A 12,215-nucleotide genomic window follows, 5' to 3' on the forward strand; every position below is an offset into this window, starting at 1 on the left:
AGCCGGAGGACCGCTTCTCAGGCCGCAGGCGGTCCCCACAGCAGCCGGAATCTCTGACAGCCGCAGGTGAACATGCACACCTAATTTGGAGTGCCATAACCGAGTTGACCGGGTCGTATCAGATGATTCAATCTACAGTGACCTCAAGATTTTAACGCCTGCAAGGGCAGCGCGGGGATCAGTTTATTTTTACCAGGGGTGTCCTTTTAGGGGCGACCCGTGATAATATAAGGTATTACTGTTTCAAAACAGAACTTGGGAAGTAGCGCGCTTGGCTACTCAGTTTCGTTGTGTGGTGGGGCCCAACGGTAGGAGGAAATTATGGTAAAGAAACAAACGAACGTTAAGGTTGTAACGATTGCCGTTTTTGTGGCAACGTTCATGTCTGCTGTCGAGGGGACAATCGTGTCAACCGCCATGCCAACCATTGTTGGTGATTTACGGGGAGTGGCTCTGATGAACTGGGTCTTCTCCATCTTCTTACTGACCAGTGCGATTGCCACCCCCATCTATGGTAAATTGGCCGATACGGTTGGTCGTAAGCTGGTCTTTCTCGTGGGTCTATTCATCTTCGTCTTAGGTTCTACGCTATCGGGGATGTCCCACAGCATGGAAACGCTGATTGCCTGGCGTGCGCTGCAAGGAATCGGGGCCGGCGCCATTATGCCGGTGTCCTTTACGATTCTGGCCGATATCTACCCCGTTGAACAACGTGCTCGAGTGATGGGCCTCAATGGGTCTGCCTGGGGAATTGCGGCAGTGGTTGCGCCACTTCTAGGGGGATTCATCGTTGACCAACTGAGCTGGCATTGGATCTTCTTCATTAATATTCCGATTGGGATCGTGACGATGGGCTTGATCTGGTTCTATCTGAACGAGACAACCCAGCGCAAGGCTTTCAGCATGGATTGGGCCGGTTGTATCTGGTTATCCGTGGGCTTGCTGGCCGTTATGTTGACGTTCCAACTGCTGGGTGAGGGCGATCTTAACCTTACCTGGGTCATCTTAGGCCTCATTGTGGCTGTTGCAGCATTCTGGGCCTTCATTCGCCAAGAGAAGCGGACGACAGATCCGTTAATTCCCATGGAATTGTTTGCTAACCGTACTTTCGTGGTGCAAAACTTAATCGCTGCGTTGTTGAGTGGGTTTATCATGGGGTTTGAAGTCTACCTGCCCACCTGGACCCAGGGATTACTGGGGTTAAAGGCGTCTGAAGCGGGGTTTGCGATCACCCCAAGCTCATTGATGTGGATTGTGGGGTCCTTCATCGCGGGTAAACTCCTGATGAAACGCTCACCGTATCAAATTGTGAATATTAGCCTGACGCTGGTACTGATTGGAGCGGTTATTATGGCCGTGATTCCAGCAACGACGCCATTCTGGAGCTTCTTCGTGATTGCTGCCATCTGTGGGACCGGTTTTGGGATTACCATTACCACCACGACCGTAACCGTTCAAAGTAAGGTGGCCGTGAATGAAATTGGGGTGGCAACATCGTTCAATACGCTGGCACGGACACTGGGTCAGACCGTCATGGTGTCTATCTTAGGGATTATCATGAACGTGGCTATGGCTCGTGGGGTGGCCAGTCATCCCGGCACCAACCTGGCAATGATGAACAAGTTGATTAACCCACAGACGGCTAAAGAATTGCCAGCCCACCTATTACCGACACTTCATGGTATTCTGTATCAAGGGTTACACGTCATCTTCATTGCGGGCGCGTTGCTGATTGTGATTTCATTTATTGTCAATCTCTTTGATCGGCGGGAAACGCAGAGTCTAAGCGACCATCAAGCGTAATTATTCCCGTTTTAAAGGGGAGTACGGTATAATAGTTTTAAATGACCGAGAGTGGAGGCGAAGAAAATGTTCGAAAAAAATCATGCACGTTATGCCAGTTATGGTACCGTTGCAGTTCTGCCCGGCGACATGATCGACGCCGTATGGAAAATTATCGACCACGATCTTCAAGGGGTCTTCCCGTTGGAGAATTTACTGACGTTCAAATTGCACAACAACCAGGGCACCACAACCTTTGAATACGTTCAAATGGATGAGGATGATCAACCAGGTGCGCTCAGTGCGGGGTTTGATACCAATTTCGCTTATGCTCCCGAACTACCAGATACCGTATTGGCCTATGATGATGGCGATAGCCAAATTATTCTGTTACCGTCTGAAACTGCGGATCACTAAACGAAAAAAATCTCCCCTCAAACCAGTGATTGGCTTGTGGGGAGATTTTTGTCAATTTAGACCGTTGCGTCAGTCCGGATACCTTTGAGGGCATCGTCGATTTGACCCAAGACGATTTCGGTGTTGCCGGGTTGGTCAAGGTCGTATTTTTGTAAATCAATCTTGATCTTAGGGCTGATGTCGTAATCAGCAAACCAACCTTGGTAAGCCGTCCACATCTTCTTGTAGTAGGATTCCAATTCAGGATTGTTGTCGAATTGTTCGTAGTCACGGCCACGCTTCTTGATCCGATGTAAGATGGTATCGAAGTCGGCGTCAGCGTAGACCAATAAGTCTGGTGCCTTCTTTGGTAGCTCGTCGAGTTCGTTCATCATGTTGTCGAGGAGTTGTAAGTAAACCTCGAGTTCGGTGTCCGTAATGTTACCTTCAGCGTTGTTTTCCCGCGTGAACAGGGCGTCTTCGTAGATTGAACGGTCGAGGACGTTGTTGTCGTCGGCGAGAGCCCGCTTGATCATGCTAAAGCGCTTGTTCAAGAAGTAGATTTGAAGCAAGAAACCATATTGCTTTGGGTCCCGGTAGTAGAGCGGTAACACTGGGTTATCACCGACCGGTTCGAAGAATGCTTGCGTATTTAAATGTGATGCGATCTTTCCAGTTAGAGTCGTTTTGCCGACTCCGATCATTCCAGCTGTAATTATCACCATGATAGCCCCTCTTTAATTAGAAATACAAGATATAGTGTACCATAAAATGACTGACTACTACATCTGCCGGGAAGAAAAATTTCCGCCATTTCCAGTACTTTGGTCATTGTTGTATAATGAAACCGTTGGTATTAAAGGATTAGGAGGTTGATTAAATGTATCAAGCAATCGTCTTTTTTGATTTGGATGGTACTTTATTTGACGACAACAAGAATGTTTTACCGACAAGTGTCGCAGCCATTCAAGAAATGCAACAACATCATATTCTACCAGTTATTGCGACTGGAAGAAACATTTTTGAGATTCAATATGTCCTGGATGCTACCGGCATTGACGCGGTGGTCAGTGCTAACGGGAGTTACGTCCAGTATCAAGGGAAAAAATTAACGGCCGCGGTCATCGATCAGAAGACCCTCGCCGCGATTACCGCCTTTGCGAAGGCCCAGGGGGATCCGTTGGGTTACTTTAACAACCGTGGCTTTCGGTTGAGTGCGGCCAATCAGGACACGACCGATAACTTTAAACTGTTGCGGTTGGATGCCAAGGTGGACCCTGATTGGTATCAGCACCAGGACATTAACTTCCTGAATGTTTTCAACCGGGACAAGGAGAAGCTGTATCAGGAAAAATTCGCCGGAACACTTTCCTTTGTGCGGAATAATCCACGGGCGTTGGATACGATGCAGACGGGGGTTACCAAGCAGACGGGGATTCGGACCTTCCTCAAGCAAGCGGGCCTCACGGGGATTAAAACGTATGCCTTTGGGGATGGCCTCAACGACTTGCAAATGTTTGACGAGGTCGATATTCCAGTTGCCATGGGCAATGGTGTCTTCCAGGCGAAGAACAAGGCAGCCTACGTGACGGCCGGAAATATGGATGACGGCATTGTCAAAGGCCTCCGCCACTTTGGTCTGATTCAATAAGTTTGGTGGCTCACTTAGAAAATAACGAGTAAAAAAAGACCCTGGTGCCTGTAACTACAGGCATCAGGGCCTTTTTTTAATTGGGTTTGTAACGTAAGGTTCTTTAAAGCTTGTCCCAGGAGTGCGACTGTTGCTGAACTTTTTTCGTTAGTTAAGATAGGGGATACACGTCGGTAGCGTGTCAGCGACCACCAGTGCGTGATTTAAAAAACCGTTACGCCTAGTTTCGGCATAACGGTTTCGGATGAGTTTGTTTTTTAACTAGCCCAGTTTCTTTTCAATGTTAGCCAACGTTACGTCTGCCGTGTCCGCAAAGACCATATCAGCGGCACCCAGTTCGGTGGCATCACCGATACCTAAGGAAACTTCGCCAGCGGCATTGATTGCTTGGACACCGGCTGCGGCATCCTCGACACCGATGCATTGCGCGGCGGGCAAGTTCAGCAGTTCCGCACCCTTGGTGTAGATTTCGGGATCTGGCTTGCCGTGGATCAAGCTAGCGGGGTCGACAACCTTAGGGAAGTAGTCAGCCAGTTCCAGCTTAGCCAGTACGCGAGGAGCGTTCTTTGAAGCGGAGGCCAGGGATAATTGATAGCCCTTAGCCCGCAAGTCGTCTAAGAAGGCCTTCATGCCGGGGAGAATGTTGGCAGGCGTCATCTTATCAACTTCAGCGACGTAGTTCGTGTTCTTTTTAGTGGCGAGTTCTTCCTTTTGCGCCTGGGTGTAGTCATTTTCCTTACCCCCGGCCTTTAAGATCATTTCCAAAGAGTCCATCCGGCTGATTCCCTTGAGGCCATTGGCGAGTTCGTCGCTCCAAGCAACGCCGAGGTAGTCGGCCAGTTGGTGCCAGGCAGTGCCGTGGAGAATCGAGGTATCAGTAATGACCCCGTCTAAATCAAAAACAAATCCTTTAATGTCAGCAAACTTTGTCATGAAAAAACACTCCTTAATATGTGATGGTTGCAGGCTGTTGCGGTTTTAGTGAAACTTTGTGTTGACCGATGGTTAGGGTGGTGGCATGATCGGCGGTCACTTTGACTTGACGATGGTCGATCTCGAAGTGGTAACGGATGCCACGTACCAGTTGGTTAAAGCGCAAGGCTTGCCATTGTTGCGGCAGGTGTGGGGTCACGGTAATCTCGGGAGCCAAGACATCGACGCCGGCGTAGTGCCGTGTTGACATCAGCGTGACGGCCCCCATGACGCCTAAGTGAATTCCTTCGGCAGTGGTGCCCCCCTGAATGTCGTAATAGTCGGATAACAGGGCCTGAGAGAAGAGTTGCCACGACTGGTCCATATTCCCAGCCATCGCCGTTAAAACGGCGTAGACGATGCGAGAAAGGGTGGAACCGTGGGTGGTGCGGTCGAGGTAGAACTGCAGGTTTTTCAACAACGCTTGTTGTGGCAGTTCATAGCCCAACTGCTTGAGTAAGCCCATCACGGTCGTTGCATCCAAACTGTAAAAGGCCATCAAGGCATCGGCCTGCTTGGCGACTTGGTAGGCGTCCGGCGTCTTTCCTTCGGCCTTTAAGATCCGATCCATCCGTGAGATATCCCCGTACTTCTTCTGGTACTTACTGAAGTCTAGTTGGGGGAGCTTAAAGTAACCCTCAAATTGACCGATGATGCCGTCTGCGCTGATATCGAGCTTGAGATGGTGGCTGACGTCAGTCAACTTGTCGGCCACGTCCTGCGTGAAACCGGTCTTGCGATCGACGGCCTGTACCTTGGCTTTAGGAAGCTGTTGCCGCAGGGCAGTCAACCGATTAAATAGCCAGGTGACCATTAAGTTGGTATAGGCATTGTTGGCCAGTCCAGGTGTATCGGCGTTCGGATAATTTTCGTGAAATTCGTCGGGCCCCATGACTTGATCAATCGTGTAACGGTGCGTCTGATCATCAAGTTTTGTTTTACTGAGCCAGAACTGCGAAATTTCTTCCAGCATTTCTAACCCGTAGTCCGCCATGAACGCTTGATCACCCGTGATGTGGGTGTACATGATGACGTTGTAGGCGACCGCTAACGAGACGTGGCGTTGCAAGGCGGAGTAGTCTGGGTCCCAAGTGTTGGTTAAGGGATTCAGGTGAACGACCTGAGATTGCTCATCACCCTTGGCACCGGATTGCCACGGATACATGGCACCGGCATAGCCAGCGTCGTGCGCATTTTGCTTAGCGGCTGGCAAGCGCCGGTAACGGTACATGAGAAGCTGCTTGGCTAGTTGTGGGTCGTGCAGTGCAAAGACGGGCAGATCAAACATCTCATCCCAGAAGACGTGTCCCCGGTAGGCCTCACCATCGAGTCCCCGGGCATTGACCGAGGCGTCAATTTTACCGGAGCCAATGGCTTGCGAGGAAATGAAGAGGTGGTAGAGGTTCACACGAGTCAACTTTTGAGCGGTGATGTCGCCGGTGATCTGAATGTCAGCGTCCTGCCAGCGATGTTGCCAATAGGCCGTGTTGCTAGCGAGTGAGTTGGCAAAATTGGTCGGCTGGAGTTCGTCACTGGCGGCAGTCATGAGGTCAGTGGTTGTCTCGCGACTGGTAAAGAGGACCACGTTTTTTTCAAACGTATAGGTTTGATTAGGCTGAACGTCGACCGAGCGCATCTGCTGGATGTGTTGCTCGGCGTTCGGTCGGGTGTCAACGGGCGCAGCCAGGGCCTTGCCCGGGCCCGTAAGATGGGAGCCGAGGATAAAGTTGACCTTTGACGTGCGTGTTTGGCCTTCCAAATAGACGGTATCGGGCTGTTGACCGGTTCCCGTCACCTTGATGTGGCGCTGATCAAAGGCGGCGTAGCGATCAACGTTGGCGTTGATAACGCTACCATCTATTTCGGAATAGATTTGCAACGTTCCCGCAAAGTTGAGGGGGGTCACGCTGTATTGCACGCTCAGGCGGTGCCAATCCTTCATATTAGCGAGTTTAGTGGTTTTGATTTGGAGGCTATGGCCCGTGGAGAGCTGAACCAGCATCGTGGTGGTCAGGGCACCCGTGTGCAGATCCAGACTGCGATAGATGTCTTGAATGTCGCTGGCCTTGATTTGGAACGGATTCTGATGATCGACACCAAAGGTTAAGGCCTGAGCATTAGGTAAGTTGACCAGATCTTCGTTGGTGACTTGGCGACCATTGATATTGGTCGTGAGTTGGTCATAGAGACCCGCGGTGTACAGGCCAGGATAGTTGTCTTTATCCGCATGGGCTTCGGTGTAGGCACCGCGTAGTCCGAAGAAACCATTGCCCACGTTGAGCATCGCCTCTTGGCCGTAGTTGCGTTTGCCCTGATACTGGCCATAGTAGTCGAGGTGCCAGCTGAGGTAGTCTCGCTTGGCCTTGAGCGCGGCGGTGAGGCCTTGGTCAGTGATGGCTTGACTGCTGACAACGGGGATGTTGAGCATGTTGGTGATGGCTAAGCCAATATCGATGCGCTGGTGATTGATGCCAACGACGGTGTCGGAAAAGGGGTAGCTGAGGGCGTTGTCGATGACGGCAGCGTCAACGTCGAGTCCCACGAGCTTCACCCGCAGGTTCTCCAAGTTTTCACCGATGCCCTGGTCAGAATTGTAAGCGATGGTGAATTGCCGTTGGGCAGCGGGCTGTCCGGTCGGGGCATAACTCACCTGCAGGGAATCATCTAAAACGTGTACTGTAATTATTTTCAAGCTAGATCGTCATCCTTTCTGCTATAACTTAGCGTATTCATTCACTGTTTATCTTAGGTTACCGGCTGACAATAAGCAATTAATTCCCCTTAATTTTCGAAAAATAAGGCTGAGGTAAAACGCTTAAACGGCGCCGTTGCAAGCGATTGCACAATTTTGAACTCGGTCGACTGGTTCGACCAATTTGTGAGTGGCGGAGCTTCAAAATTAATTTCGATAAATTGGCAGAAACGTGGTAAGCTTTTAGCATTAGAATGTGAAGGGAGCTAACGCTGGTGAAAGGGTTAACGATGATCTTGATAGTTCTGGCCACGGGGCTAATCATTGGTGGAACCATGTGGGGCTTATTGGCCTGGGCATTGGTGGGCTGGGTGAAGATTCTCTTCGGCCTGGCAGGGTTGGTCGTGGCCACGCTCGTCAATCTGGGCCTGTTCTGGGTGCTGTGGCCCCACCGATCGTTTGAGGATGAAGATGAGTAAGGTTGTCCGTAAAAATAGACACAAAAAAAGCCATTACGATAAGTCGCAATGGCCAAAGAGTAAGGTTACAACATAATTGGGGGATTATGTTGTAAAAAATTTCATCTACTTTGGGGGAGTAAAATGAAATCTGTCTGTTGAATGAGGACAGAAGCCTCACGCGTAAGCTGAAGGTTAGTTCAAACTTACCCGCAACCTTATAGTAACGCAGAATGAGGAAAATTGCCATTAAAATATTAATATTTGACAAATTTCTCAAATTTATCTGGTCAGGGTAGCGAGTGGCCAGTAACACGGGCGGATTATGGGTTTGTTCAACCAAAAAACAAAATAGATAAAGGAAATGATAACGTGCAAATGAATGAACAACAGCCGAGCTATTGGAACTTTGGCTGGGTCTTAATTATGATTGTCGTGGTATCGATCGTTCAGATTCCCCTGAGTTTTATGATGCACGGCACGGGTCTCCAACGGGGGCTGTGGGCCGCGGGTTACCTGCTGGGATTTGCGGTTGCAATTGGCATCGGCATCTGGATATTTCGGCGGGTTCAGCCGCTCCACTGGCAACGCTTGACGGGGCAGGATTGGCTACTGATGATTAAGGGCTATGCCTTTGTGGTGGTGGTTGAAATTATCCTTAGTATCACCAACGCGGTCTTTTTCGGGGAAACGAGTACGAAGAACAATACCCTGATAGCCAATATCATGGGACACAGTACGTTAACCCTCGTGATGTTGAGTATAACGGCCGTTTTGGCTTCGCCTATTTTGGAGGAGTTGACCTTTCGGGGAATCCTCATGAAGGGGTGCTTTCCCGCTAAAATGTTCTGGCTGCCGGTCATTGTCAGTGGGGTGATTTTTTCATTGGTTCACCAGAGTGATAACGTGATTAGCTGGTTAGTCTATGCGTTGATGGGTGGGACGTTTGCGTACATTTATCGAAAGACGGATAAGCTACAGACCACGATCATTCTGCATGGGTTTAACAACCTCATTGCGGTGACGGCGATGATTGCCTCGCTGCACTAGCTGTTGTCCGTATGGGGGAAGCACCGTCAATGTTACGAGACGGGTAAGCTGGTGACGATGCGCGCCCATTAAAAAACAAACAAAAAATGGCCAACGCACTCGAACGGGGTGCCGTTGGTCATTTTTAGTTAGTCTTGTCGACTTCTTTAGCGATCAGTCGTTGATGACTGACCGTGTCGAGCTGTTCTTTAACGGTGACCAGTTCAGTCATCATAGAATCAATCTCATCGGAAGTCATTCCCAGTAAGGTTTGACACTGACCGATTCGTGAGTAAACTTCATCGCGCTTAGTGGTTGCCATTTCCGTTAAATGGATCAAAACTTGACGTTCGTCAGTTTGACTGCGGACACGGCTTACCCAGCCCTGCTTTTCGAGTCGCTTCAACAGGGGGGTTAAGGTACCACTGTCGAGTTCTAGTCGCTCACCTAATTGATGAACGGTCAGGGGCGCTTTTTCCCAGAGTACAAGCATTGCAATGTATTGTGGATAGGTTAAGCCGAAGGGTGCGAGGGCACTTTGATAAAAGTGGTTAAATTTCTTGCTGGCCGAATAAATGGAAAAACACAATTGTTCGTCCAACAATACAGGATTAACGTCTGCCATTGCATTGGCCTCCTTTCGTTTGCTTTTCAGAGTATTGTATACAATTAAATTGTCACTGGCAAGTAAAGCCACTCGGCGCATTGGCGGCTGCTGGCAGCCAATGTTCACGTGAACACAATCTTTATCATACAGAACAGATGAAACGTAACAACAGATTAATTATATAGCATATCGACTGACAAGTGCAATGCTTATTGACCAAATGCGCTTTATTCGCATAATTTCGTGTGAAAATTGGCAAAATTCGTAAAGGGTATACGCAATTACCGTATGTGCCACACCGCAACTTTATTAAAAATGGGGGGCGCCCACAAAAAAAGTAGAACATGTCGGGGAAAAGTTTGTGAAAATGTGATTAAAGTGGTCAATTAAACACCCGGTTGACAAGCCTGCTTAAGTATACCAGAAGATTCCTAAATGGAAAGTTAAATTTTATGAAAATGATAATGAAAAGGTTGGGGGTGAGCGCCATTATTTGCCAACCGAGTGGTGCGTAAAAGGCACGGGCGGGGGAGTGGATTGAAAGGTGCTAACGGCGTAGCAGCTACTGGCTTAGATTGAAGGGCAAACGATGTCGCGTGTGAGCGGACGAGCAGGGACACAAGGCAGCCAAACGTTGGCTCGGGGACGCTTCCAGACAGCACGCGTGTGATCCCGGTGAGGCCACCTGTGATTAAGGCATTGGGCCGGCCGGGACTTTGGAACCAGCGGAAAGCATTTCGAGACAAAAAAATAAGGAATCTGTTAGATGGTGATCTAACAAATTCCTTATTAACAGTTATTCATGATGCCCCGAGCAGGATTCGAACCTGTACTTGATCTCTCAAACAGCGACCTGAACGCTGCGCGTCTGCCAGTTCCGCCATCGGGGCAACTCAACAACAAATAATATATTACACTATCTGTGTATAAATGTGAACCCTTAATTTAAATTTTTTTTATTTAGGGAACTTAACCGCGGTGCCATAGCCATGAACGACTAAGAATTTAGGGGCGACATTCATCTGAACCACTTCCGTATTGAAGCGGACTTCGATGAGGCCGTCCGCGCCAGCCGCCTGTGCTTGTTTCATGAGCGCCTGCTTGGCTTCATCAAAAAGATCATCGAACAGCTCAAATTGGTCGGGCTTTTCTGACCGCAACATGGTGTGTGTTGTGGCCGTTAAGATTCCTTGAATCGCGTGGGATCGGTTTAACCCACCGGTTGTCATAAACATATGTGGTTCCTCCTCATTTTAACGTCGCATGGCGTCGCTGGAGAGCCAACATAATGGCTGCTCCAATCACAACGCCCAAACAATTGGTTATAACATCATTGATATCGACCCAGCGGCCAAGGCTGACCAGACGATTAAAGAGGGCCTGACCACCTTCCAGTGTTAACCCGGTTGCTAGTCCCGCTAGTAACCATTGTCGCCACCGATGTGCACTGTGGTTATATTGCCAGATGAGACCCTGGGGAACCGTCATCAGAATATTTAACCAAAATGACGCATCGACACTGGCGGGTTGGAGCGGCCAGATAACCCAAATGCCACCGGCCCACCAGAAGGACTGGATTTGCCCGACGCTCCCGCCCAGTGTAATGGCGACGGGCGTCCAGGTCAGGGCGCTCAGTCCCCAACAGCCGAGCCACCACCAGATGCGCCGCAGCCGGCCGTGTCGCCAATCCCTGAGGCATAGGCTTACCCACAGCAGGCTGACTAAGATAAATGGTAACCATCGGACCATGCTTCTCGCCCCCTAATGTTTCCAGTATACCGACTTGAGGGAACCGGAACAATTGCTTTTTAAAATTAGCTGATTGTGCCCGACTTTTGGGTGGCTAATCCAGGTGGGACTCCCCGAGCAGGATGCCCACCTGGTTAAATTAGGCGCCGGTTTGGAAAAATCATTTAAACGTGTCCTGACCGTATTTTTGGCGCATGGCTTTACGCCAATCCGTATAGGTCAGATAGGGGCCGCTCTTTAGCTCACCGGTCTGGGGATCGCGATACTGCCGGTCGTTGGTCGCCGGGAGTTCGCCGGTGCAAGGCGTGGCCACGCAGCGACAGCCGTCATGAAAGGGCGGGTAGTTGATGCCGGGACGGGCCTCATCCGTCCGATAAATCCGGCCGTCACGGGCGCCACATTCAGGACAGGTCTGGTCATCAAGCTGACTGTTAATCTGGTAGTAATCGTAATAGGGGGCCGCGACCGGGTGGACTGATTTTGATTTCGGCCGGTTGAGCCCAACCAGCCGCCCAATCTGCGGGAAGTACCAGTAGATCAGTGCCAAGACCACAGCCAGCGTGGTGGACCAGGTGATGGGTTGCTTCATGAGGAAGAAAATGACGCCCAAGATAACGTCTAAAATCAGGAAAACCACAATACTAATGGACAGATCACTTTTGTTTTTCACGGAATGCCTCCTTGAAATCTTGCAGGCCTGAAAGCCCTCTCACAACATTATACACGACCCCTAGTGAAAGATTGGCTGGAACACTGTTTTTTTCAGCGAATTGACCGGCAAGCTGACTGATTTTAGCTGAAAACGATTGACGAACGGCGACCCTGAATTTTCACATCAACTGGGGTAGAATGAAAGCACTGACTAATTTTGAAAGGGGT

Annotated in this window: 12 protein-coding genes and 1 tRNA gene; 5 read left to right on the forward strand and 8 right to left on the reverse strand. The window is 49.7% G+C overall.

Translation table 11 applies throughout. The features are described 5' to 3' along the window. Positions 1–321: 321 nt before the first annotated feature. On the forward strand, positions 322–1,803 hold the full coding sequence (locus FD28_RS00020; protein ID WP_057731214.1) for an MDR family MFS transporter: 1,482 nt from the start codon (positions 322–324) through the stop codon (positions 1,801–1,803). Between the two features lie 66 nt (positions 1,804–1,869). Continuing rightward, positions 1,870–2,199, forward strand: a complete 330-nt coding sequence (locus FD28_RS00025) for a DUF960 domain-containing protein (protein WP_057731217.1) — start codon at positions 1,870–1,872, stop codon at positions 2,197–2,199. A gap of 56 nt (positions 2,200–2,255) precedes the next feature. Here FD28_RS00025 and FD28_RS00030 read toward each other — a convergent pair whose 3' ends face one another. Continuing rightward, entirely contained in the window at positions 2,256–2,903 is a 648-nt protein-coding gene (locus FD28_RS00030; RefSeq protein WP_057731219.1) for a deoxynucleoside kinase, read from the reverse strand. Positions 2,904–3,058: 155 nt separating this feature from the next. Between FD28_RS00030 and FD28_RS00035 the strand changes: the two genes are divergently transcribed. Beyond that, entirely contained in the window at positions 3,059–3,829 is a 771-nt protein-coding gene (locus tag FD28_RS00035; protein WP_057731222.1) for a Cof-type HAD-IIB family hydrolase, read from the forward strand. Positions 3,830–4,090: 261 nt separating this feature from the next. On the opposite strand, the gene pgmB is transcribed toward FD28_RS00035, so the two are convergent. Then, positions 4,091–4,762, reverse strand: coding sequence for a beta-phosphoglucomutase (pgmB, locus tag FD28_RS00040; RefSeq protein WP_057731224.1), 672 nt, complete (start codon positions 4,760–4,762; stop codon positions 4,091–4,093). A gap of 13 nt (positions 4,763–4,775) precedes the next feature. After that, positions 4,776–7,493 (reverse strand): glycoside hydrolase family 65 protein, encoded by a 2,718-nt coding sequence (locus FD28_RS00045; RefSeq protein WP_057731227.1) that lies wholly within the window; start codon positions 7,491–7,493, stop codon positions 4,776–4,778. A 275-nt stretch (positions 7,494–7,768) separates the two neighbouring features. Between FD28_RS00045 and FD28_RS00050 the strand changes: the two genes are divergently transcribed. Further along, entirely contained in the window at positions 7,769–7,972 is a 204-nt protein-coding gene (locus tag FD28_RS00050) for a hypothetical protein (protein WP_057731230.1), read from the forward strand. A gap of 357 nt (positions 7,973–8,329) precedes the next feature. Continuing rightward, positions 8,330–9,001, forward strand: coding sequence for a CPBP family intramembrane glutamic endopeptidase (locus FD28_RS00055; protein ID WP_057731287.1), 672 nt, complete (start codon positions 8,330–8,332; stop codon positions 8,999–9,001). A 124-nt stretch (positions 9,002–9,125) separates the two neighbouring features. Here FD28_RS00055 and FD28_RS00060 read toward each other — a convergent pair whose 3' ends face one another. The 5 genes from FD28_RS00060 to FD28_RS00080 all read right to left on the reverse strand — a co-directional run bounded on the left by FD28_RS00060 (position 9,126) and on the right by FD28_RS00080 (position 12,006). Continuing rightward, positions 9,126–9,605 (reverse strand): MarR family winged helix-turn-helix transcriptional regulator, encoded by a 480-nt coding sequence (locus FD28_RS00060; protein WP_057731232.1) that lies wholly within the window; start codon positions 9,603–9,605, stop codon positions 9,126–9,128. 788 nt (positions 9,606–10,393) lie between these two features. Continuing rightward, positions 10,394–10,477, reverse strand: a tRNA-Leu gene (locus FD28_RS00065). 66 nt (positions 10,478–10,543) lie between these two features. Further along, a complete protein-coding gene (locus FD28_RS00070; protein ID WP_057731235.1) occupies positions 10,544–10,822 on the reverse strand; it encodes a heavy metal-binding domain-containing protein in 279 nt (92 codons plus the stop codon). 13 nt (positions 10,823–10,835) lie between these two features. Continuing rightward, positions 10,836–11,336, reverse strand: a complete 501-nt coding sequence (locus FD28_RS00075; protein ID WP_057731238.1) for a VanZ family protein — start codon at positions 11,334–11,336, stop codon at positions 10,836–10,838. Between the two features lie 160 nt (positions 11,337–11,496). Then, positions 11,497–12,006: a minor capsid protein gene (locus FD28_RS00080; protein WP_057731241.1), complete on the reverse strand. Its 510-nt coding sequence runs from the start codon at positions 12,004–12,006 to the stop codon at positions 11,497–11,499. Positions 12,007–12,215 lie beyond the last annotated feature (209 nt).

It is taken from the genome of Levilactobacillus hammesii DSM 16381 (genome assembly GCF_001434395.1).
GTDB classification, from domain to species: Bacteria; Bacillota; Bacilli; order Lactobacillales; family Lactobacillaceae; genus Levilactobacillus; species Levilactobacillus hammesii.

Excerpts from the sequence above, each read along its gene's own strand:
- FD28_RS00020 (WP_057731214.1), top strand. The coding sequence starts at position 322 with ATGGTAAAGAAACAAACGAACGTTAAGGTTGTAACGATTGCCGTTTTT.
- FD28_RS00025 (WP_057731217.1), top strand. The coding sequence starts at position 1,870 with ATGTTCGAAAAAAATCATGCACGTTATGCCAGTTATGGTACCGTTGCA.
- FD28_RS00030 (WP_057731219.1), bottom strand. The coding sequence starts at position 2,903 with ATGGTGATAATTACAGCTGGAATGATCGGAGTCGGCAAAACGACTCTA.
- FD28_RS00035 (WP_057731222.1), top strand. The coding sequence starts at position 3,059 with ATGTATCAAGCAATCGTCTTTTTTGATTTGGATGGTACTTTATTTGAC.
- pgmB (WP_057731224.1), bottom strand. The coding sequence starts at position 4,762 with ATGACAAAGTTTGCTGACATTAAAGGATTTGTTTTTGATTTAGACGGG.
- FD28_RS00055 (WP_057731287.1), top strand. The coding sequence starts at position 8,330 with ATGAATGAACAACAGCCGAGCTATTGGAACTTTGGCTGGGTCTTAATT.
- FD28_RS00060 (WP_057731232.1), bottom strand. The coding sequence starts at position 9,605 with ATGGCAGACGTTAATCCTGTATTGTTGGACGAACAATTGTGTTTTTCC.
- FD28_RS00070 (WP_057731235.1), bottom strand. The coding sequence starts at position 10,822 with ATGTTTATGACAACCGGTGGGTTAAACCGATCCCACGCGATTCAAGGA.
- FD28_RS00075 (WP_057731238.1), bottom strand. The coding sequence starts at position 11,336 with ATGGTCCGATGGTTACCATTTATCTTAGTCAGCCTGCTGTGGGTAAGC.